Origin of the sequence: Odoribacter laneus YIT 12061 (assembly GCF_000243215.1) — a bacterium.
GTDB lineage: Bacteria > Bacteroidota > Bacteroidia > Bacteroidales > Marinifilaceae > Culturomica > Culturomica lanea.
Genome location: NZ_JH594598.1, coordinates 129,988 through 153,035 on the forward strand (window position 1 = coordinate 129,988; position 23,048 = coordinate 153,035).

Consider the following 23,048-nt stretch of genomic DNA (forward strand, 5'->3'; position numbering starts at 1 on the left):
TTTTGCCAACGACTTATTTTATTCTCCTTTCTTCTTACGGGAAGAAATTTTATTTTATATTTTTGTTCGGTAAAACAACTAAACTCTTACATCATGCAAATATTAGTTTCCGGTGTCGCGGGTTTTATCGGTTCTTTTCTTACGGAAGCCCTTTTACTTCAAGGATATCAGGTATATGGTATAGATTCCATTAACGATTATTACGATACTTCGATAAAATATGCCCGTTTAAAAAAATGCGGAATCATTCCGGGCGCCTATGGACAAATTATTTCTTCTGCTATTTACCCTTCTTATCAGTTCCAGCAACTAGATTTGTGTGATAAAGAAAATCTAAACGCCATTTTCCAAAAAAATAAATTCGATTGCGTGATTAACCTGGCTGCTCAGGCGGGTGTCCGCTACAGCTTAAAGAATCCGCATGCTTATCTGGAAAGTAACATCATTGGTTTTTTAAACATTTTAGAGGCCTGCCGTTATCATTCCTGTACCCGATTAATTTATGCTTCCTCTTCTTCTGTATATGGGAATGATACGGAGATACCTTTTAAAGAAACTGCCCGGGTGGACCATCCGGTCAGCATGTACGCCGCCACTAAAAAAAGCAATGAACTGATGGCCTACACCTATTCTTATCTGTATCAAATACATACCATCGGCCTTCGTTTTTTTACAGTTTACGGACCTTATGGACGGCCTGATATGGCTCCTATGCTTTTTGCAAAAGCGATCGATCGTAATGAACCGATTCATATCTTTAATAACGGAAATCTATCCCGGGATTTTACTTATATAGACGACATCGTACAAGGCATCACCACCATAGTGGCACACCCGGAAAAAGCCCGCAGGGAAGTAGCAGAAATTCCTGCCGTAATCTATAATATCGGTCACGGTTCTCCTATAAAATTACTGGATTTTATTCATTTGCTCGAAAAGCAGCTGGGAAAAGCAGCTCAAAAAGAATATGTGGGTATGCAACCCGGCGATGTATACCAAACCTGGGCCGATACCACCCGGCTAAAGGAAGATTATCAGTACATACCCACGACCTCTTTGGAAGAAGGAATCAAAAAATTCGCCGACTGGTATAAAGCTTATTATACATAACAATTAAACTAGCAACTGAAATACAGGTATGCCGAAAAGCAACCAATCCAACTACTATCGAAAAAAATCAAATGAATTTTCTTTTTTTAATGGGGAATAAAATTCAATTAAATTACACAGTATAAATCTTAAAATTTAACCCTTCTTCTTTTATAGTTTATTAATATTTTTTAATAAATTTGCCTCCCTAAATGGAAAGCATTTGTAATGAACAAAGATATTTTCAAATACCCTATCCGCCATTTTATACAACATAAAATCAATAGCGGAGCTATTTTACTTTTTGTTGCCATCATTGCAATGATTATTGCCAATTCTCCTTTCCGGGAACATTACAATTCCTGGTTTGCCAAAGAAGTAGTCTTTCAATTCGGGGATTTTAGTCTTTTTCACAGCCACGGGTCTAATATGAATCTACTGGCATTAATCAATGATGCTTTAATGGCCATATTTTTCTTTTCGGTAGGCTTGGAAATCAAACGGGAAATTTTAGTAGGCGAACTTTCCACTCCTCGCAAAGCTTTACTTCCCGTTATAGCGGCTTGTGGGGGTATGATTATACCGATTTTAATATTCTGGGCCATCGGTCCTACAGGTCCAGCTGCTAAAGGAGCTGCCATTCCAATGGCCACGGACATCGCTTTTTCTCTGGGAGTACTTTCTTTATTAGGCCAAAAAGTCCCTTTAAGTCTCAAGATTTTCTTAACTGCTTTCGCTGTTGTAGACGACATCGGTGGTATCATTGTCATCGGTCTTTTTTACAGCAATCAGCTCATTTGGGAATATCTGCTTTGGTCCCTTTTCTTTGTCGGATTACTATGGGGAGGAGGCCGATTGGGAATAAGCAGTAAATTATTCTATATCTTTTTTGGGATCATTGTATGGTATTTCTTCCTTAATTCCGGAATTCATCCGACCATTGCAGGAGTAATCGTCGCCTTCACCGTTCCGGCCCGTCCAAAAATTCATCTTCCGGCCTATATCGCAGATATCCGGCAGAGTCTGGAACGTTTACCGGAAAAAGCAGCACTTTCTTCCAATATACTCACGAACTCCGAACTTTCGGTTTTAAAGCATATCGAAGCCTCCTCCGACAAAGCGATCAGTCCTCTTCAGTCCTTAGACGACAACCTGCATCCTTTGGTAAACTATATCGTCATGCCATTGTTTGCTTTTGCCAATGCAAGTATCTCTTTTACAGGATTCTCTTTGGGTAGCATAGAAGGAGTAACGCTTACCGTATTTATCTCTCTGGTATTTGGGAAATTAATCGGCATCTTTTCTTTTACCTGGCTGTCTGTCAAAACAGGTCTCTTGACCATGCCCGAAAAAATGAACAACCGAAGTCTTTTTGGAATATCTCTTTTAGGAGGTATCGGTTTTACTGTTTCTCTCTTTATCGCTAATTTATCCTATGCCAATCTCAGCGGGACCGGAAGTACGTTATTAAATCAAGCCAAACTAGGAATCATCTCCGGTTCTATATTTGCCGGTATATGTGGCTATCTGGTTCTCCGCAAAGTATTAAAAAACAATAATCCATAAATAGAAATTTCGTCTTATTATTTTTTATTTATAGGAAAAAATGGAGTTGATTTCCCTGCTTTCTAAAATTGTCTTCACCTTCATCGGCTAATTCTTTCTCAAATTATTTTCTAAAAAAGAATACATTTCTTTGTTATTCCCTCAAAAACATCTATATTTGCATCGCTTTTGGAGAGATGGCAGAGTGGTCGATCGCGGCGGTCTTGAAAACCGTTGAAGTGAGAGCTTCCGGGGGTTCGAATCCCTCTCTCTCCGCCAGAAACTACTGGATAAACAGGACAAAAACCTACAAATTACTGATTTGTAGGTTTTTTATTGTCTATAAGTCTTGTTTCCAAGACAACAAAAGGACTGTAAAAGACATAGTTTCGTTACTAAATCGTTACCTCTTCCCTAGCGAACAAAAACGGTAACGATTTGTCCCGAAATGACCACAGAAAGTCCGAATTTGTCCACCATCTATCTGTCTCACATTTAATAAGTTATTAGTAGTTTTGCAACTTTAAAATGTGAGGTTATGAAGAGTACATTTAAAGTCCTTTTCTATTTGAAGAAAGGCTCTGAAAAAAAAGAATGGTGAGGTTATGATTATGGCAAGAATTACCATTGACGGTAAACTTTGCCAGTTCAGTACAAAACAAAGCATTTTGCCTGATAGCTGGAATATAACAGCAGGAAAAGTCAAAGGTAAGGGTGCGGGTAAAATCAATGCTTTGTTAGATGATATAAAAGCATCCCTGAACACGATCTACCATGAACAACAACGGCGTGACAACTAGGTAACAGCCGAAAAGGTAAAGAATGAATTTTTTGGACACAGTGAGAAACACGAAACCATCCTTACCCTTTTTAAAAAGCACAATGACGATGTAAAGCAGTTGGTTGGTATATCCAAGACGATTGCCACCTACCGTAAATATAAAGTGACCCGCCGCCATCTTGCCGAGTTTATCCAAAGCAAATACAATATAGCGGATATTGCCATCAATGAAATCACTCCGATGTTTATTACAGACTTTGAGTTGTATTTGCGTACTACCTGTAAATGTGGTTACAATACGACCGCCAAGTTCATGCAGTTTTTCAAGCGTATCATCCTGATTGCCCGTAATAATGGCATCCTGATAGGTGATCCATTCGCAATTATAAAATACGTTTAGAAAAAGTGAATAGGGGGTATTTGTCAGAGGATGAAATTAAAATCATCCTTAAACAGCCATTGGTTGATACCAACACCACAAAGGGCAAAAACAAGAAATATTACTAAATCTTTCAGCAATACTTTCTCCTTTGGCATGAAAAAAGGTACAAACAAAACATCATGCAGGCGAAGCTCGCCCGCATGAGGATGATTGCTTCTGGAGGAACATTAGATGTCAATAGGTATTTAAAAACAGGCACACTAATGCCGAATAAATATTGGCTGTCAATATCAGGATATGTCCTTTCATTTTTGAGATTACCAAATATTACGATGTATTCTATCCTCTATCCAAATTTCTTTCTGTTTACAGATATGTGCATTTTCCGCAGCATAGCCAATAGCAAGAAAACAAGTAAACTCATATTCTTCAGGAGCATTAACGAGGTGTTTTACATATTCCGGTTCGTTACCGATGGGAATACGAAACGCACATGCCAATCCCTCGGCGGTTGCTGCCAGTAAGATATTTTCTACTGCCGCCCATGCCGAAGCGAAATAATTGAGTGAACTTTGGTCTGTCGGGTGACACAGAGGACAATCCTTTTGTCGAAAAAACGGTAGAACAAGGCAATTACTTTGCATCAGCATACGTTGTTGTTTGGGTAATGCATCAACAAACATGGCATGTTCGTCCTTGTCCATTACGTTTGCGGCGGCTTCAAGTCCAGTCTGTTGAATGTTTTTAGTGTTTTCTGCCACAGGCGATATAAGTCGAGCAATGTTTTCCTGCCCTCTTACCACAATTAACTCAAACTGTCGTAAATGGTCATTAGTGGGAGCTTTAAAGGCTGCCGATAATACTTTTTTCAGCACTTCATCCGTTACTTCCTTATCGGAAAAGTCGCGGATGGTTCTTCTTTTCTCTAATACTTGGTAAAAGTCCATAACAATATATTTTAATAGTTATACTTGTTGTTTTCGGCAGCAAAGTTACGTCTGTTTATTGTTGTATATTTGTGGTATTGTTTTGTATAATTGTCGTATATTTGCATCGGACTAATTTATATGTAATTATGGAAGAAATAATTATCCCTTATGAATTGCCCGAAGTGGAAAATCATTCGTTCTTCTTTATAAACCAACGAGTTAATACTCATATAGAAGCCAAATTGCATCAGCACGATGCATGGGAGCTATATTATGTATTACATGGATATGGAACTCGAATGGCAGGTGATACGTTACAATCTTTTTCGGCAGGTGATGTAGCATTGATCCCCCCGTCTATGCCTCATTATTGGGAATATACACCCTTATCGGCAGACAGTGATGGATATATTCATTACTTGATGGTTGCTTTCAGTCACTCCTTTATTGTGAGGTGTATGGAGATGTTTCCCGAATTGCGAAATCGTTTAGCAAGTCTTACATTTCCTGTTAATGCATTAAAGTTTGGAATAGAAAGTTCTCGTATCATTCGCAAAATGTTATCGCAGATGAACAATATGGACGAATTGGGGCGATTGTGCGAAATGTTCCGCTTACTACCTATTATTTTCAATACATCCGACCATATTTTTGCAGGTAAACCTATGCATATTGAGCGTGATGTAAGACGTATGCAGCAAATTTGTACTTATGTGATGGCTCATTACGTTCATACTATCTCTTTAGATGAAATTGCCGCCGAAGTGGGTATGAACCGTTCTGCGTTTTGCTCTTATTTCAAACGATGCAAAGGAATGACATTCTCACAATTTGTTACCCAATATCGCTTGAATACTGCTTGTGAACTTCTGAAACACTCACAAAAACAAATCTCGGAAATCTGTTTTGCAGTAGGCTTTAATGATGTTCCGCATTTTAATAGAGTTTTCAAAGAATTGGAAGGAGTATCACCAAAGGACTATAGGAAGATAAATGCCTAATTTAGTGCAAGTTGCAAGTATATATCTATATATAGCTTGCACCTTGCACTAATTGCTAAACATTTATATTCAGACATTTACGTAATTCGGAAAAGAGTTGTATCTTTTAATCTGTGAGATAGACAGACAAACAGCGGAAAAAGCCGGACAAAAGCGTCAATGGAAATCGTTACTGTTTCTTTACCTATTTGAAACTTTGAAAAAAATAATATACTGATTTATAGGCTGTTAGATGGTTATATTCAGTACCCTGTCCCTCCGCAGAACCTACTGGACAAATAAGGACAGTAAGAGGACAAAAACCTACAAATCAGTAATTTGTAGATTTAATTTGCTTCCTCTTCTTCGGTTGTTTGCGTTTTTCAGTCGTGCTTCACTCGCTTTTCTGTAAGCTCAAGCTCCGTTAAAACACCAAAACTTCCTCCTTTTAGACAGGCTTTGCCTGCCTAACGTCGGCGGACAAATGGTGTCTTTTCACACTCCGCTTTCGCACAGAAAGACGCTCCTTCCCGCAATAACTGAAAAACACAAACAACCGCTAAGCCCTCCCCTCGTCGCTTCTTTAAATGTTTTCTCAATGTTCCTGTGTTTGAAGCCGGAGCCTTGTTTCGGGAAAGAGGTATGACGGGAGAGAGCGTAATTTTGTCAGGAAGTCGTACCGTTAAAAAACGCAGGGTTGTCCGCCGACGTTAGGCACACGAAGTGTGACTAAAAGGAGGAAGCATCTGCGTTTTAGGGGAGACTGACTATACAAAATAGCGAACGGAGTCTCCAGCTCTTTCCCGAAATAAGGCGGAGGAATACCTAAGAAAAATAAACAAGCAAATTAAATCTAGGATATGAAATAGCACTGATGGTAAATTATGCCGTTTTAGTACAAAACAAAGCAAGCTGCCCGATAGTTAGAAGATAGCGGTGGGAAAACCAAAATAAGGATACATAAAATCATACGGCTCGAAAAAACGTTAGGGATGAAGGTAAAAGAGAAAGCAGGGCACTACTCTGAAGGAAAGAGTTTACCCTCTATATTTTTAAAAGCATACAATACATGAGTAAAAGCGAAAAATTAAAAAAATAGGAGTTTTTACCCACTATTATTTAAATACTCTCTTATCTCTAAAAAAATTGGGAGAAAGAATTAAAGGAACAGTTTCCCCCATAAAAAGGTTCGCAAAAAGTAAAGGCGAAATATACAAGAACAACCAGAACCTGAAAACAAGCTTGGTGTTCAATAATATGAAAAGAACCGAACTTGAGAAAACAGCTTCATTCCCAGATAAGACGACGGATTTATATAAATCTACACTCGATTAATCCGCCGATTTCCAGAATGACTTTTCGACACAGCAATCAATTTTAGCGGGAATAAGGGATGGGGCCCAAATAAAATAGCCTGGAATGTTCTTATATAATAGGCAAGGTTTCCGAAAGCCATGTTCAGAAAAAAAAACTTTCCCGGTATTCGGAAGGGGACATACCCGTATAACGGCGAAAATAACGGCTCAAGGTAGCCTGATCGGGAAAATTAGTATTGACAGCTATGGATTTGATATCCAAGGAAGAGTCCCTGAGTAATGACTTGATTTCAAAAATCGTATAATATACGATCCATTCATGAGCAGAATGGTTACTAATACTTCGGATCATGTTTGTGAGAGATTTGGGGGAAATATTGAGTTTTTGGGCATAGTAAGCCACATCCTTGTCGGGGGAATGTTCTTCAACAATATAGTGCATAAATTTAAAAGCGATTTCTTCTTTGTGTGAATACCGGGCCTTGTTTTCCGTAGGGTCATTGATATAGTCCGCATACACGGTCCAATAATAGGTTCTGAGAAACTGAATGATCGTCTCACGCCGGCAATTTGGAGGTGAATTTTTATCCCAGTATGCCAGCAGATCACAATAATTCAGGAAACGCCGGATATTGCCCTCTTTAGGTTTAGATACGACATGTCGGCGCATATAGAAAAAGAATCCCGGACGCAGTCTCCATAACCCGCTCAACGTATCCATAAACATCGTTTGCGAATTACAAAAAAAGGCCATACGGAAATCCGGGCTGATTTCTTTGATGGACACGAGTTGCCAAGGAAGTAAAGTCAGGACCATAGCCGGCACGATCTTGAATTTATTGTCAAATACCTGTATCGATGCGCAACCGGATATACATACCCCGCCAATCCCTTCCCGGAGATAGGCAGGGCAGTCCGATACGGGGAAGTCGGCCAATTCCGTACCGATACGAAACTCCGGCTTTCCCGGTTGTTCGGGTATATGAATATTTGTTTTCATTTTTTCGTTCATCAACATAAATAACTTAGGCGACAAAAGTAGTAATTTTTGAACCGCAATTTGGTCCAATCTTCACCAATATCTGGCAATAATTGACCAATCCTATCATAAATATAGTTTATAGATTAACTTTGTATAAACAAGAAACACTTATATAGATCCCCATATTATTAAATCCAAATCAGCATAATGTCCCGCATATGTGTGCCACAACCCAAAACCCGAATAAAATAATCCCCGACGATAATGACAAACAAGGAGTATGTCGCTGTCCGGGGGCCAGCTATTACTCAGATCTTATGCTGGAGGCAATGCAGACCAGCATAATTTTTTTCAATAATGACGGTACTATCTATCGTAGTAACACACTTGCCCGTAAAGATCTGCATATTACCGGAAACCTTGTGAGTCAAAATCTTCCCAAACTGTTGTCCATCGTCAATCATGAAAAAGACATATTGACTGAGCTCATGAGCCGTTTAGAGGATTCTGAAACCGATCAGGTTAAGCTACCGGCCGGAACAATTGTCCGGTGTAGACTCACAAATGTACAATTCTTCGTCAGCGGTAGTATCACCCGATTGGAATGCGGGCGCTATCTGTTTTCATTCCGTAATATCATGGACGAAATCACCCGCGAGCATATCTTAAGTATGATATTGGCACGGACAAAAATTTTTCCATGGTTTTATGATATGGACCGGAATAAAATGCTGATCGATACTCATTGGTTTTCCTATCTGGGTATTCCTACCGGAGACGGCACGATAACACAGGAAGAATTTTTTCTTCGTGTGCATCCCGATGACCGGGCAATGCTCTCCGAAGCCCTCCGGATGCAACTCTCCAACCAAGAGATACAGGATACGTTCTCTTATCGGTTAATGCGCGGAGACGGTACCTGGGAATGGTTTTCAGCACAATCGATGTACCTCAGCCGCACCGGCGACGGCTCACCTTATCGCGTAGTGGGAGTCTGTCAAAGTATTCAGGATCATAAAACCACTGAAGAAAACCTCCGTGCAGCCCGCGATAAGGCCCAGGAGAGCGAAAGACTCAAATCGGCTTTCCTGGCCAATATGAGTCATGAAATCCGAACGCCACTGAACGCCATCGTGGGATTTTCAAACCTGCTTACAGGAGGAGAAATCGACACGGGCACAGAGGAAGCAAGAGAATACGCAACCCTTATCAATAAGAATTGCGACTACCTGATTACATTAGTTACAGATATTCTCGACCTATCACGCATAGAAACCGGCTCCATGGAATACAGCTTTAAACGCCAATCAATCAAACAGATATTAGCTGATATTTACGAAAAATATGCAAAAAGGATGCCCGAAGGAGTAACATTCAATTTATTGCTGCCACCCAACGATATTCTCGTCGATACGGATGCTTTACGTTTGCGCCAAGTGATCGAAAATCTGGTCAGCAATGCAGTAAAATTTACGACAAAAGGCCATATCGACCTCGGGTGCACACTTATCGGGAAAGCCGACGGCGTCCGTCTGTTCGTAGCTGATACAGGAGAAGGAATTTCACAACAAGAGCTTGGAAAGATATTCGACCGCTTTTATAAAATAGATACTTTTAAACAGGGTGCCGGCCTGGGTCTCTCCGTCTGCAAAACCATCCTGGAAGGGATGGACGGACAGATCACCGTCTCCTCGCAGTTAGGCAAGGGGTCCCGTTTTACCATAAAAATTCCGTTAAAACCACAAGAGAAAATGAATTTACAAAACCATGAGCAACAATAATTATCCTAAAATATCTGACCTGAGCAGTCCCATACTGGATGCTATTCCCGATATGTTTGTCCTTTGTGATAAAGACACTACAGTTCTAGACATCCTGCACCCTAAGGAGGAACTGCTGTCTGGCCGGGTAAAAGACCTTACTGGCTGTCGTCTGACTGATAAGAACTCAAAACAAGTCTTCGGCATCGACATCGAATGTTTCGATGAAGTTCTCCATACCCGAAAACCCCGTCGGTCTGTTTTCAGGCATAGAGGGCATGAAAGTGGTCAGACGCTTTATTACGAAGTTTTTCTTTCTTACCTGAAAAGTGGACATATACTGGCAGATATCCGTAGCCTGCACGAAGACTCTATCGCTCAGATGGAATCCGAACACCTGCATTATTTCTTTACCGAAGTGTTAGACAATATCGCCATTCCTATTTCAGTCAAAAGTATGGATACAGAACGTTACATTTACTGGAATAAGAAAGCGGAATTATTCGGTCGCACGGCCGGCGAGATGATCGGCGGAACAGAAGAACTTTTTATGCCAAAAGACAAAGCATTCCAAATTCAGCAACTCGACCGCCGCTTGGCCCAGAACAAGGAAAAACAATATCAGGGCATCGAGAAATATACAGTCCGCGACAGAAAAGAACATACCTTCATCGTGACTCGAACCTTGTTCTTTTTCGGGACCGAAAAGCTAATCATGGCCAGCGCCCTCGACATCACCGAACTGAAAGAAACCCAAGCATCCCTACTACATACGAAAGATGAACTCGCACGTAAAAATATGGCACTTTCTTCAGCGTTAAGCTTAGCCAAAGTTATCCCGTGGGGCTGCGACATCGAAAAAAATATTTTTTATTGCGATTATAACGCTTATCATCCCGATAATGCCATGGAGCCTGATGAACATGGGTGTTATGTCGTCCCCATGGATAACTATTTCACAGGCATCCATCCCGCTTACCGACAGGAAGCTATCCGCATGATCTCGGAATTGACAGAGGGTATACGGACGGAATTCCACGAAACCTATCGGGTACATTGGTTTAATAAACAACAATGGGAATGGGTGCAGATACAGTGTAACGTTGCCCGTCGCAGTGCAGAGGGGAAACCGATCTCATTGATCGGATCAGCCCAACGGATCACCGAGCAAAAGGAGACGGAACAGGCTCTTTTACAAGCGAAAGAAGAGCTGAACATCAAGAACGTTATGCTCTCTTCCGTATTAAAAATAGCCCATGTCATCCCTTGGTACGGAGACCTGAAAGCAGGCACTTTTTCCTGCGATTACAACGAATACCATCACGAAAAGGCCAGCGGTCCCAATGAAAAAGGAGAATACATGCTTTCGTTCGATTCATTCTTTTCGCGCATTCATCCAGACTATCAGGAACATGCGTTTAAACAATTTAACAACTTAATTGCCGGACACATAGCTGAATATCACGAAGTATATCCTATCCATTGGTACAATGATCTGGAATACGAATGGCTAGAGACCCAAAGCAGCATTCCCAAATACGGATCCGACGGCAGTCCTCTGCAATTAATCGGCTCAGCTCATGTGATCACTGCCCAGAAACAAATGGAAGAATCTTTGCGTAAAGCCAAAGAACAGGCCGAACGCAGCAACACACTCAAAAGTGCCTTCCTAGCCAACATGAGCCATGAGATACGTACACCCCTCAATGCAATCGTCGGCTTTTCAGAACTCCTTGCCGATGCAGAAGAAGAGGAGGAAAAAAAAGAGTATCTCCAGATCATCAGGAACAGCAATGCCTTGCTGCTACAACTGATCGGAGATATTCTCGACCTGTCGAAAATAGAAGCCGGAACATTGGAATTTTCCTTTGCCGATCACGACCTGAACAAAATAATGGAAGAACTGGAACAAACCGCCCGCATGAAAATCTTCAACCCGGCCATAGAAGTAGTCTGTAAGGATCGCATACCCGGCTGTATGATCCATACCGACCGGGGACGTTTGTTACAAGTACTCCACAATTTCATCAATAATGCGGCAAAATTTACCGGACAGGGCTACATTCACTTTGGCTACCGCCAACAATCGGACGGCCGTTGGTATTTCTATGTAGAAGATAGTGGCTGCGGTATACCGACCGATAAGATCGACGATGTATTCGAGCGCTTCGTCAAACTTGATGCAAAAGTCAAGGGCACCGGATTGGGTCTCGCCATCAGTAAAAGCATTATCGAACGACTAGGAGGCGAAATCGGAGTCTCCTCCGTCGAGGGAGAAGGATCCACGTTCTGGTTCTTGCTGCCTTCCGAATGTATTACTACGCCTACTCCTATTGAAAAGATCAAAGAGGAAGAGTTCCCTCTCTCTCGTATAAAAACAGACAAAACCACCCTGTTGATTGCCGAGGACGATGCAGCCAACTATAAACTTTTCGAGGTTATGCTCAAGAAACATTACACCCTCCTCCACGCTTGGAACGGACGCGAAGCCGTGGAAATGTTTAAAGCACACCGACCTGATATAATCCTGATGGATATTAAAATGCCTGAAATGGACGGCTACGAAGCCACGGCCGCGATTCGCCAATTATCGCCCGATATACCTATCATTGCCGTCACAGCCTTTGCTTATCCTGAAGACATGCGGCGAATACTCTCCAGCGGATTCGACGGTTGTTTCCCCAAACCCGTATGCGCAGATAATCTCAAGAAAAAAATTTTGGAGTTATGTCCAAGTAAATAAAAGAAAGGGACAGAGGAACGGTTCTTCTGTCCCCATTTTTTCTTCTAAAAGATAAAAAATAATGAACGACAAAAATCATTTTCGTATAACCGATAAATTTACTTTAAAACTTATATTCCGCTTTTCGATCTGGCTCTACGAACATTTTCTACTTTGATCCATTGGTAATACCAACGTAATTATTCATTCTTTAAAGAACGTACCGGATTGACTCTAGCAGCCTTTATACTTTGCCATCCAACTATAATCAAAGCAATGAAAGCCGAAAATCCACCAGCAATTCCGAAAATCCACCAATTTAAATCAATCCGGTAAGCAAAACCGTCCAACCAATGGGACACAGCATACCAAGCAAGTGGGCAAGCCAAAACAAATGCCAGCAGAATCCATTTCATAAAACTTTCCACTAACATACGCAATATTTCCGATACTGTCGCTCCATTTACCCGCCGGATTCCGATTTCTTTTACCCGTTGTTGGATAAAATAAGTAGCCATCGCCAAAATCCCCATCACGGATAAAATAATGGCTAAAACAGAAAAATAACCAATCAGACGTCCTGTACGCTCATTGCTCTCATACCACTGATTGATGGTTTGGTCCATAAATTCGGCTTCGAACGGATTCCCTTCTACAAACCGCCCATATGTTCCTATCACCTGTTTAAATATTTCACTGAGGTGAGGAGAATCCACCTTTACCAAAACACACCAAGGCCACTCTTTTTCCTGCAGAGGCACAAACAAAGCCGGTCCTACTTTATACGTAAGATCCCGAAAATGAAAATCCGGTACGACACCCAATATCGGAATGCTACCTTCTCCGTAAAGATTACACTCTTTCGGATCTTTTTCTAATTCCAAAGCCTTTACTCCAGCCTGATTCAGCCATATTCCTCTTTCGGATTCCGCTACATCGTTTCTCTCCACCTGAATTCCCATCAACCGGAAAAAAGCCGTATCTATTTTAAACACTTGAAAACTCAAGGATCTTTCTTTATAAGTAAAAGATGAGTTATTCCCTCCATCCACCGGACTACCACATACAAAGGACACACCCACCACACCCGGTATCTTTGCAAACTCACTGCGCAATGCCATTTTTTGCGATCCCATTACACCACTATTTTCGATATAGATCACATTTTCTTTATCAAAACCCAGATTGTAATTACGTAAAAAATTCGTCTGTCTCCAAATCACTATAGTACCCACAATCAACCCTATCGCTATCGTATATTGAAACGAAATCAATGCTTTACTGTAAACGCCTTTGGTCTTTTTACGAAAAGCACCTTTCACAACATCGATAGGATTAAAACGGGTAATCAGATAGGCAGGCGTAACTCCTGCGATCAGTCCCAAACCCGCTACACCGAATAAAGCCATTCCAGCCACCTCTCCGGGAAGTTGTTCTGCAATAGAAACATGAGTATCCAACAATTGATTAAATACCGGCTGAAACACTAAACTTAACCCCATAGCCAATCCGAAAGAGATAAAACAGAGGGCTTCCGATTCAAGGATAAACTGCCAGAACAAATGCCGGTTATCCGTTCCCAGTAACTTTTTTACGGCAGCCTCCTTTGCCCGAAAACCTGCCTGAGCTACAGATAAATTATTATAATTGATCAAAGCCAACAATAAAATCACCAAAGCAATAGCCGCAAGCATCGTGACCAACATTTTATTATTCCCATGTATTCCTTGGCCTCCTTTGCCACTAAAATACGTTTCAGTCAACGGTTCAAAAGCAAACTCCTTTTTATACCCTTGTTTGTACATCCAATAATTTTCTTGAAAATCCTTTAACACAAACGGAGCCTTTGCCCTCAAATCCGTCCCGGCTTTAGCCATAAAATATAAACCAAAAGAACTATTTCCATTATTCTGAAACAAAGTAGGGTAATCCCAAAAATCTGCCAGAAAGGGAAAAGGCAATAAGCCATCACACGGGTTAAAATGCGTATTTTCCGGCATATCTTCCATAATTCCCGTGACCATCAATTTAAAATGTCCCTTACAAGTAATTTCTTTCCCTACAGCTTCTTCCTCCCCAAATAATTTCCGAGCATACGAGCGGGTAAGCACCACCGAATTTCGTTCTCTCAACACTTCTGAAGGTTCTCCTTCCAGTAAACGAAAAGAAAACATCCGGAAAAAAGTAGAATCCACCATCAAAAAATTGAAAGAAACTTTTTCGTGTTGCAAGTTTTCCACAAAACTTCCATTTTCATGCAAACGGGTATAACATTCAATCTCCGGGTATTTGTCCTGCAATTCGCTTCCGATCAAAGTCCCGAAACTCGATTGCTTTTCATGCACGGCCCGGAATATCCGGTCTTTGTTTTTATGAAACTGATCTACAGCTAACTCCTGCCGGATATAAGCTCCCAATAAAATTACAAAAGTCAATGAAAAAGCAAATCCGAAAACGGTAATGCCCGTATATAATTTATTCTGCCACAAATTCCGGAAAAATAAATTGACATTCGAAATAGTCATAATTATAATGAATTTATGATACGTCAATCAACAATATTTATACCATTTACATAAATAGCTAAAAATCAAAAAACTTCACCCCCTTATTGCCCTCAAATTGTCAATTTATTAGACAAACCTGTAAAAAATATAGACACCTTTTCTCCAGGAACGAAGGAAGGATTATTATTTATTACTTTCTGCAAATGCTTTTGAGTACACAGCGGAATCAGGACAATGAAAAGTTAAACCGTCCCAGCATAGCTATGCATTTCTCTAAAAAATAGTTTACACCGCCATAGGTCATCAACACCAGGAAGAACACAGAGAAACGAGAAGAAGATGCGAAAAATAGAAGAGATTGTCCTCCTCTCAAGTGAACTGCTTTCTCCTCCTTAAAAACACATTCTTCTAAATACAAAATACGATAAGCCTATAAATGTGAAAATGCCTCATAATCTGAATAATCCCTCATTCTGGAGATAAAGAGAAAGGGAAGAAACAAAGACCAGATTTCTGTTATCAAACAAATTAAAAGATAGTATACCGGAACGACTATGCTTATACATCTATACCCCAATAGAATAAAAATTCCATTCTACCGACCAAAATTTTTTAGAAATTCCGCTGTAATTTCGTAGTCCATATTTATAAATAAGGAATCTCTTTCTCTTCGCCCCCAAAAGGGTACCTATTCCCCAACCGTATTTTATCGCTAAATTTTCCATTCCCTGAATTTTTTCTGAATCTGAATGAAAAATGCGTTTTTTACGCTGTAACATAGCCTCTAGGTATTTACGCACAGTTTCCTGGGCCCGGAATTGCTCACCTTTACTATAATCAAACGATTTTAGACTATCGACATCCTGTAACGCATCGTAAAGAGTTAAAGCAAAAAATAAATTTCGGTCAGACAAACGGACAATAATTCCGGGGACAATTTTTTTACCCATCTGTAATAATTGCGGATATTGTTCCAACTTGCTCGCATCACTTGTATTGCTACTCAATTGAGTCAAAGAGTTTGTCCGGTAATTTTGTACCCATGCATCAAACAAATGGTGAAAACGTTCCCAATCAACACTTGTCGTATCCTGTTTATTTTTCTCTATTTCTTCGGACAATTTCCGAAAAATCTGTTTTATATCCCCTGGTGACCTAGGGGGTAAAAAAATTGAAAAAGACCCGGATTCAATTCGCGCATTCACCATTGGCTGAGTTATTATCTGCCCCTCAAATACAAAAGCAATCGTTTTTCCGATTGATTTTTCGGTAACATCAGCCCACAGCTGCACTTTATCTTCCCGGACATGTCCAATAATACCATAAATCATCCGTCCATTCGGATCTGGAGCCGAATCCAATCGTAACTCAGCAAAATCCCGAACGGTTATAAAAGGTTCAGAAACGATACGATCACGACTGCTCACCGTATACCAACCGTCCACATAAACCTTTTTCAAAGTATGGCAACCGGTTATTGCCACCATAACCATTATCCCGGTTAAAATTACAAACTTCATATTCACATTCGATTCTTCTCTTCCCAATTCCCCCAAAGGGGACGGACCTTTTTGGCTATTCGACCTCTCAAAACATTTTACAAAGATATAAACCTTTTGGAATGCCTTTAAATAAAAATGGCATTTTTCTTCATAATATATTGATTATAATATATTTATCCAAATTCGATTTAAAATCTTTTTATCTAGCACGTACAATTAATTAAATAATAAATCAACCAAAAAGGTCCGTCCCCGTGGATATTGACTCTCAATGTATTTTATCACTTTTTTATTTAAAAACATTCGATTTAAAATCAACAAACTATATTCTCCTTAAATCCCCCAAGGGGACGGACCTTTTTAGCTATTCGACCTCTCAAAACATTTTACAAAGATATAAACCTTTTGGAATGCCTTTAAATAAAAATGGCATTTTTCTTCATAATATATTGATTATAATATATTTATCCAAATTCGATTTAAAATCTTTTTATCTAGCACGTACAATTAATTAAATAATAAATCAACCAAAAAGGTCCGTCCCCGTGGATATTTATACATTTTCAGAACACATTCCATAACATTCGTAAAACAAAACCAACATTATTTATTCATTATCAACAAGATACAACAACAACTATGTAACCCGCCTTCTCTTCCAACCGTAAAAATACAAACTAACCCCTAATGGGGCAGAACTTCTTGAGAAGGAAGAAGCTAAAAAGATAATTTACTAACTCATAAATACTTAGTTGATATGAATCCAGATACACCAAGAGAAGGGAAGGGCACTATTGCCATCGAGAAGCAGACGTCTAAGATACCGTCTGGAGTTTATTTAACAGCCGCATTGACAGCTATGGGTATTTCCTTGGCTTTAAAATGCATGAAGCGTAATCATGCCGCATTGTTTGTCGGACAATGGGCAGCTCCTTTTTTAATTATGGGGCTTTACAATAAAGTTGTAAAAACAGAAGGTCACGATTAAATACAGATCTTCACTATCCTAATTGTGCCGGTTTTATTTACAGAACTGGAATTTGTACTGTCGGTAATAAAAAATTCTTTATCCAATAGTATTCCTTCCTTTTCTCTTATACAAATAATATCGGCACAATCTTTTTTAACAGCCTAACGATTTAAGCTTATTATTTTCAAACAATATCCCATAAATAATCCGCTTTCAATCACCCCGGTTACAGCCTTTATCTTCCTTTCCAAGTCAGCAGACAACTGTTCAAAACGGACATCCAGTATAAGATTTCCATTTTCTGTGATGACCGGACCGTCTTTTCCTTTTGCGGGACGCAAAGTAACCTCCGTAGCTCCAAGTTCCCAGATACAATTCTCCACATAGGCCAAGGCTCCAGGGAACAGCTCTACCGGAACGGGAAAGTTTGTTCCTAAACGAGAAACAAATTTCGATTCATCCACTACAATATATACCTCTTTACTGCTCCGGATTAACAATTTCTCCTGAAATAAAGCGCCTCCTCTCCCTTTTAACAAATTATGCTCCGGATCTACCTCATCGGCACCATCAAAAGTCCAATCCGGCCTTTTTTCCCAAAGAGTAGTTAGGGGAATTCCAAAACGTAAACAAGCCATCGTACTCTCAAAAGAAGCCGGAATGACAGTGATATGCAGGTTTTCTTTCCGTATTCTTTCTGCTAAAGCCTCTAAGGTCAGATAAACCGTAGAACCGGAACCGGCTCCTATCGTCTCCCCTTCCTTTGCTCGCTCCGCCAATTTCCGGGCAATGGCTTCTTTTGCTTCCCGATTCACGATAACATCCGTCCAATCCGACTGCACACTGAAATTATTTTTCCATTTCATTGTTTTATCCGTTTTTACCCTCAAGTCTTTTTCACAAAATTAAGAAAAAGATTATTGTAAAAGCAGTAAAATGAAATCAACATGAGAAAGCAGCAACGATTTATACTTTCCCGCCTGCACAAATTACGAAAATTATCCTATAAATAGGTCCGTTCCTCTTCTTGCCCGGTTCCCTGAAACATTTGTGAATAAAAATTATTCCGAATGAAAACAAATTCATTTGGAATAACGGTCTCCGAAAGAGTATTTGCCATAACTAAAAACTCAATCCCATTTTCATAACAAAAGTACGGGGAGCTGCCACTGCCATCGGACGTACACTATATTCCTTATTCAGCAAATTATTGACCAAGAACTGAAACTGCACTTTCTGAGTGACCTTTACTCCGGCCCTGACATCCATAATAAAATAATTCTTATTATGTTCCCTCCAATAATCAGCCATATTATAACCATCCCGTTCCGTTCCGAACAAAATACCCCTTACGTAATCCATTAATTCTCGATTCTCCTTCACCCGCTCATCCAACATGATATAATCAACGGCTAAAGTCTTACTTTTCCATTGTAAATTTGTTCCTAAACTCAAGCGTTTCCATTCAAAATCGAAAGAAGCTTTAACAGTATGTTTCTGGCGATATTTTAAATAGCGGGAGGTATTCGATTTCTCCTTCATTTGTAAAGGATCTGTATAGTTGGCTTCCCGGGCATTTTTTTCTTTATAATCAGCATCTTCCGGCTGTATAAATACATATCCCAAATTATAGGTCAACAACGCATTCGGATGAAAGGCATATACACCTGTTGTAGATATTTCTGTGCCATATATCCGGGCTTTGGATACATTATAAAACTGAGCCCCTATCCCTAAACTATTCTGAGCCATTATCATCTTGAGCACATCGTTCATACTATTCAGCATCGCATTCTCCCCATTATCGAACAAGCCGAAACGGAACTCAATCATATTCTTATATTCTGTATAAAAACCGGCAATATCAATAAACCCCTGTAAACCGCCAAACTTATACCCCTGTTTAAATCCTAATTCAGCATTAAATCCCTTTTCTGCTTTTACATCCGGACTGGGATAAACCCCTACTCCTCCGATATCTTTACGGGCATATTTTTCAGTCAGAGAAGGATAGCGATACCCTTGCCCGAAAGAAGCGCGGATAAAACTGTAATCCGCCAATTTATAACTCAATCCACCCCGGAATACCGGTTGAAAAGGTACCTTATAACCAAATATTTTAGTCTCGGCTTCCCGCTTATGATCATCTACCCGGTAATATTCTCCTCTTACTCCCAAAGAAATATTCAATCGGTCGAAGAACTTATCGTCAAACTGCACAAAAACAGCAGCATTGTCGCTGTCGTGATCTCCGGTAGTATGGGAGGTCGTCCGCATCTGTTCATAGGTCAAGCCAGCAGTAAACTGTGCATTTCCCCAACGTTTATTGAACTGATAATCTAAATAATAATTATAAAACTTATCCGTGTATACTTTAGGCTCTACAGGATTCAAGGCATTGTTGAGCCAAGGGATAAGATTTTCCTCATTCGGGATATTATTCATTTTCCCGGTTTCCGGATCCTTCAGCGCATTCATTCCCCAAGCAATTAAATCACAATAATCGGCAGTAGTCGCATTGGGGAAAATCCCCGGTAATAATTTTCCGGCTTCTTCGACAAGACCGTCTACTACCCCCTGCCAATTTCCCGTCAAAGCAGGACCGATTAGGGGTTTCAGATATTTTGTCCAATCTCCGTTCTGTACTTCGGAAATAAATCCGGCCAATTCGTTCACATTTGTTCCCATATTACTCAGGATATCAGGTAAAGTAGGCGGTTCTATGGTTTGTATAATATTATCTGCCCGGTAAAAAAAACGTCCTCTTACCTTGTGGGATATATTTCTGTCCGGATTAGTAAAATTGTAAAACGGGGCAAGCTGAAACTGATTCCCTTCTCTTCCCATATTCGTAAAAGGAGAAGGACGATACGCCTGATTAGGAGAGCGCCAAATAAAGAAATCCCCATATTTATTGGACAAGAAATGAATGCTTGCCCCGTAATTTACCATATTTTTCCCGGGTTGATGATACGTAATATTTCCACCGACCCTAACCCGCCGGTTAAAATCACCCTGACGGTATCCTTCATCCGAAAAAATATTAATTCCTCCCGACACGTCAAAATTTCCGATGCGACGGGCATGTGAGAAATCAATCCCCTCATAAATCGGATTCCGGATTCCCGAAAATACATTTTTCCGCAGAAAAGGTTCCACCTGATATTTCCCCTCTTTCCAAAAACCTTTATCCCACCATTGATAATCGCTATTAGCCGGGCCCCCATAGATTCCCAAATAAGCATTTACACGTGTTTTAGGAACCAGCCCCGGCCGGGCCGTCCGAATATGAATGACACCGTTGAGGGCGGAAGAACCGTAAAGGACAGAAGAAGCCCCTTTCAAAACTTCTACCTGCGCAATATTTTCCATCGGAATGGTATTCCAGTTAATCTCCCCGGAACCGGGAGTAAGAACCGACAGCCCGTCGACCAATATAAGACTTCGTGCTCCCACTCCATACGTCCACCCACTCCCTCCCCGAATAGAAGGCTGCTTGTCATTGATATCCACACCGGGTATCGTTTTCAAGGTAGCCGTAATATCACTGGGATCCTGACGAAGAATTGCATCTGCTTTCAATACATCCATCGAAACCGTCAGATCGCTTACTTTTTGTTCAAAACGTCCTGCACTGATCACCACATCTTCCAAAAGATGAGCCTCCATTTTCAAATATACATCTTTCTTTACTACTTCCCTGGGATTCACCACCAAAGGCAACATTTGGGAGGTATAGCCTACAAAACTAAATGTCAACTCAATCCCTCCCGCTGGGACAGAAACCTCATAAAAACCATTCACATCCGAAGCAACTCCCTTGGTCTCTCCTTTTACTTGATAAATGACATTTACCCCCACCAAAGGTTCATTCGTCTTTGCATCGTAAACATATCCTTCTACCTTCTGCGCCCACCCCTTAAAACTCATTAAACACAGTATACACAAACAAAAAATCAAATTTTTCATACGTTTTCTTTTTACAGTAATCTTTCTCTTTAGGTGGCTAATTTTTATTTTTTATACTTTATTAGATTAACTATACAATCTATATGCCAAAATTCTTTTTACAAGTATTCCATTTTAAGGAATATGTATTCGATTTTAAAGGTAAATGTTAAAAATATTTTTCCAGAGAAAAAAATTTATTCAACTCTTAGAAATTTAAATAAAAAATATTTTGTAATAAATATTTTATATTTTAAATATTTATTTATAAATTGTTTTCCCCCTACTGCATGCATAAAAATATAAGGAGCCTTATTTTATCATTTACTAAAAACTTAAAGCCATGAAAAAGATTCAATTAAAGTTTCAAAAAAAAGTCATCTCTGTATTAACAGAAAAAAACTTATCACAAATTGTAGGAGGAAATACAGCTCTTTCTTGTAATAGTTGTCCGACAGTAGACTATACGTGTGATACTTCCAATAACTCCACAGATAAAGACAGTAACCAAGGTAAATGTTTTAGTGACCTAGTCTGCAAAGGTGGTGGCGGTACTGCAGAGGAAAAACCCTATGTAGATCCTCCTATGTACAAAGACTCAACCCCTTGTAATGTTTATTCTGTTTACTCTAATTGCTTAGATCCCAATAAACCTCCTACAATCGGTATAGGTATGATAGGCTAGAATATTTAAGCATTCATAAAAATAAATATCTATAGTTCTCCTTAAGGCTCCTTATTCTGCAAAAACGGCAATGACATTATTTACAACAACTTAGCAAAAACAAATGAACAATGTAGTGAATAGTTTTACAAAATTTTATTACAAAATGACTATTGTTTTCCAGTAAAAGCCTTCTTATACCAACCTTATTTTAACTAGAAACTTCATTCTAAAATAATTTATTAAAAATTAGGATATTTATATAATATTCCTAAATTTGTTGGTATATTATGTTTTATAATATAAACATATTTTCATTATTATTCTAAAATAAGTCAATGTTGAAATATTAAGTTTAACAGAGGTCGTTCAAATTGGTGTTTAATCAGCTATAGAAATAAAATAACAAACGAGCAATATTGAATCATTTTTCTTTCTCCTTTAAGTTATAAATAAGAATAATGTATAATTTTTAGTGTTTATCTTATGAAAAAAATCCAATTAAAATTTCAAAAAGATGTTATATCCACTTTATCCGGAAATGAACTCGCAAAAATCCAGGGAGGAAATACGGCATTTTCTTACAATAGTTGTCCAACGGTAGATATGCTCTGTGCCGGTTCCGGGGAATGTTTAGATCAAGATAGTTGGCAGACCAAATGTTTAAGTGATGTATATAACACTCAAACTTGCGATACAAATTTATGTGAAAAGCCGGTAGGCCCGGTTGAACCCGGCAGCTGCGGTTGTGCCACTTACGAAGGATGTGAAACCATTTTTACGCCCTGTGAAGTTCAGCTATAATCACACAAAACTTTATTCCAATTCCTATATACCCTTATAAATCTAACTAAAAATCAAGTCATGAAAAAAATTAAATTAGAATTTCGGAAAGAAGTCATATCGACTCTATCGGAAAATGAACTTTCCAAAATCCAGGGAGGGAATACAGCCTTCTCTTACAACAGTTG

The 23,048-nt window shown here is 39.5% G+C and carries 15 protein-coding genes, 1 tRNA gene and 1 pseudogene; 11 read left to right on the forward strand and 6 right to left on the reverse strand.

The window, feature by feature from the left end; genetic code table 11:
- Positions 1–93: 93 nt before the first annotated feature.
- From HMPREF9449_RS14740 to HMPREF9449_RS16630, 4 genes and pseudogenes are all read left to right on the forward strand, one after another.
- A complete protein-coding gene (locus HMPREF9449_RS14740) occupies positions 94–1,110 on the forward strand; it encodes a GDP-mannose 4,6-dehydratase (RefSeq protein WP_009138065.1) in 1,017 nt (338 codons plus the stop codon).
- Positions 1,111–1,317: 207 nt separating this feature from the next.
- Positions 1,318–2,655, forward strand: coding sequence for a Na+/H+ antiporter NhaA (nhaA, locus tag HMPREF9449_RS14745; protein WP_009138066.1), 1,338 nt, complete (start codon positions 1,318–1,320; stop codon positions 2,653–2,655).
- 170 nt (positions 2,656–2,825) lie between these two features.
- Positions 2,826–2,913: transfer RNA gene (locus HMPREF9449_RS14750), tRNA-Ser, on the forward strand.
- A 259-nt stretch (positions 2,914–3,172) separates the two neighbouring features.
- Positions 3,173–3,880 (forward strand): annotated as a pseudogene (locus HMPREF9449_RS16630) (phage integrase SAM-like domain and Arm DNA-binding domain-containing protein); the annotation flags it as partial.
- A gap of 234 nt (positions 3,881–4,114) precedes the next feature.
- Here HMPREF9449_RS16630 and HMPREF9449_RS14760 read toward each other — a convergent pair.
- Entirely contained in the window at positions 4,115–4,744 is a 630-nt protein-coding gene (locus HMPREF9449_RS14760) for a nitroreductase family protein (RefSeq protein WP_009138068.1), read from the reverse strand.
- A gap of 128 nt (positions 4,745–4,872) precedes the next feature.
- Here HMPREF9449_RS14760 and HMPREF9449_RS14765 point away from each other — a divergent pair, with 128 nt between their 5' ends.
- Positions 4,873–5,727, forward strand: a complete 855-nt coding sequence (locus HMPREF9449_RS14765) for an AraC family transcriptional regulator (protein WP_040612086.1) — start codon at positions 4,873–4,875, stop codon at positions 5,725–5,727.
- 1,437 nt (positions 5,728–7,164) lie between these two features.
- Here the strand turns inward: HMPREF9449_RS14765 and HMPREF9449_RS14775 are convergent.
- Positions 7,165–8,022 (reverse strand): helix-turn-helix domain-containing protein, encoded by an 858-nt coding sequence (locus HMPREF9449_RS14775; RefSeq protein ID WP_232211442.1) that lies wholly within the window; start codon positions 8,020–8,022, stop codon positions 7,165–7,167.
- 200 nt (positions 8,023–8,222) lie between these two features.
- On the opposite strand from HMPREF9449_RS14775, the gene HMPREF9449_RS14780 reads away from it, so the two are divergent.
- Positions 8,223–9,785, forward strand: coding sequence for a sensor histidine kinase (locus tag HMPREF9449_RS14780; RefSeq protein ID WP_009138071.1), 1,563 nt, complete (start codon positions 8,223–8,225; stop codon positions 9,783–9,785).
- A complete protein-coding gene (locus HMPREF9449_RS14785) occupies positions 9,772–12,507 on the forward strand; it encodes an ATP-binding protein (protein ID WP_009138072.1) in 2,736 nt (911 codons plus the stop codon). The genes HMPREF9449_RS14780 and HMPREF9449_RS14785 overlap by 14 nt, the downstream gene beginning before the upstream one ends.
- A 179-nt stretch (positions 12,508–12,686) precedes the next feature.
- On the opposite strand, the gene HMPREF9449_RS14790 is transcribed toward HMPREF9449_RS14785, so the two are convergent.
- A complete protein-coding gene (locus tag HMPREF9449_RS14790; protein WP_009138073.1) occupies positions 12,687–15,011 on the reverse strand; it encodes an ABC transporter permease in 2,325 nt (774 codons plus the stop codon).
- A gap of 548 nt (positions 15,012–15,559) precedes the next feature.
- Positions 15,560–16,513 carry a SecDF P1 head subdomain-containing protein gene (locus tag HMPREF9449_RS16015; protein WP_147640230.1) on the reverse strand — a complete coding sequence of 318 codons (954 nt, stop codon included), beginning with the start codon at positions 16,511–16,513 and terminating at the stop codon, positions 15,560–15,562.
- Positions 16,514–17,252: 739 nt separating this feature from the next.
- Here HMPREF9449_RS16015 and HMPREF9449_RS14800 point away from each other — a divergent pair.
- A complete protein-coding gene (locus HMPREF9449_RS14800; protein ID WP_009138075.1) occupies positions 17,253–17,483 on the forward strand; it encodes a hypothetical protein in 231 nt (76 codons plus the stop codon).
- Positions 17,484–17,626: 143 nt separating this feature from the next.
- On the opposite strand, the gene rpiA is transcribed toward HMPREF9449_RS14800, so the two are convergent.
- Both rpiA and HMPREF9449_RS14810 read right to left on the reverse strand, forming a co-directional pair.
- Positions 17,627–18,331: a ribose 5-phosphate isomerase A gene (gene rpiA, locus HMPREF9449_RS14805; protein WP_009138076.1), complete on the reverse strand. Its 705-nt coding sequence runs from the start codon at positions 18,329–18,331 to the stop codon at positions 17,627–17,629.
- A 256-nt stretch (positions 18,332–18,587) separates the two neighbouring features.
- On the reverse strand, positions 18,588–21,434 hold the full coding sequence (locus HMPREF9449_RS14810; RefSeq protein WP_009138077.1) for a TonB-dependent receptor: 2,847 nt from the start codon (positions 21,432–21,434) through the stop codon (positions 18,588–18,590).
- 322 nt (positions 21,435–21,756) lie between these two features.
- On the opposite strand from HMPREF9449_RS14810, the gene HMPREF9449_RS14815 reads away from it, so the two are divergent.
- The 3 genes from HMPREF9449_RS14815 to HMPREF9449_RS16750 all read left to right on the forward strand — a co-directional run.
- The gene (locus HMPREF9449_RS14815) at positions 21,757–22,098 is read left to right on the forward strand and encodes a hypothetical protein (RefSeq protein WP_009138078.1); all 342 of its coding nucleotides are present in this window, start codon (positions 21,757–21,759) and stop codon (positions 22,096–22,098) included.
- 465 nt (positions 22,099–22,563) lie between these two features.
- A complete protein-coding gene (locus tag HMPREF9449_RS16745; RefSeq protein WP_009138079.1) occupies positions 22,564–22,881 on the forward strand; it encodes a hypothetical protein in 318 nt (105 codons plus the stop codon).
- Positions 22,882–22,941: 60 nt separating this feature from the next.
- Positions 22,942–23,048 (forward strand): class I lanthipeptide (locus HMPREF9449_RS16750; RefSeq protein ID WP_009138080.1); only part of this gene is annotated, 107 nt, incomplete at its 3' end.

Excerpts from the sequence above, each read along its gene's own strand:
- HMPREF9449_RS14740 (WP_009138065.1), top strand. The coding sequence starts at position 94 with ATGCAAATATTAGTTTCCGGTGTCGCGGGTTTTATCGGTTCTTTTCTT.
- nhaA (WP_009138066.1), top strand. The coding sequence starts at position 1,318 with ATGAACAAAGATATTTTCAAATACCCTATCCGCCATTTTATACAACAT.
- HMPREF9449_RS14760 (WP_009138068.1), bottom strand. The coding sequence starts at position 4,744 with ATGGACTTTTACCAAGTATTAGAGAAAAGAAGAACCATCCGCGACTTT.
- HMPREF9449_RS14765 (WP_040612086.1), top strand. The coding sequence starts at position 4,873 with ATGGAAGAAATAATTATCCCTTATGAATTGCCCGAAGTGGAAAATCAT.
- HMPREF9449_RS14775 (WP_232211442.1), bottom strand. The coding sequence starts at position 8,022 with ATGAAAACAAATATTCATATACCCGAACAACCGGGAAAGCCGGAGTTT.
- HMPREF9449_RS14780 (WP_009138071.1), top strand. The coding sequence starts at position 8,223 with ATGTGTGCCACAACCCAAAACCCGAATAAAATAATCCCCGACGATAAT.
- HMPREF9449_RS14785 (WP_009138072.1), top strand. The coding sequence starts at position 9,772 with ATGAGCAACAATAATTATCCTAAAATATCTGACCTGAGCAGTCCCATA.
- HMPREF9449_RS14790 (WP_009138073.1), bottom strand. The coding sequence starts at position 15,011 with ATGACTATTTCGAATGTCAATTTATTTTTCCGGAATTTGTGGCAGAAT.
- HMPREF9449_RS16015 (WP_147640230.1), bottom strand. The coding sequence starts at position 16,513 with ATGAAGTTTGTAATTTTAACCGGGATAATGGTTATGGTGGCAATAACC.
- HMPREF9449_RS14800 (WP_009138075.1), top strand. The coding sequence starts at position 17,253 with ATGAATCCAGATACACCAAGAGAAGGGAAGGGCACTATTGCCATCGAG.
- rpiA (WP_009138076.1), bottom strand. The coding sequence starts at position 18,331 with ATGAAATGGAAAAATAATTTCAGTGTGCAGTCGGATTGGACGGATGTT.
- HMPREF9449_RS14810 (WP_009138077.1), bottom strand. The coding sequence starts at position 21,434 with ATGAAAAATTTGATTTTTTGTTTGTGTATACTGTGTTTAATGAGTTTT.
- HMPREF9449_RS14815 (WP_009138078.1), top strand. The coding sequence starts at position 21,757 with ATGAAAAAGATTCAATTAAAGTTTCAAAAAAAAGTCATCTCTGTATTA.
- HMPREF9449_RS16745 (WP_009138079.1), top strand. The coding sequence starts at position 22,564 with ATGAAAAAAATCCAATTAAAATTTCAAAAAGATGTTATATCCACTTTA.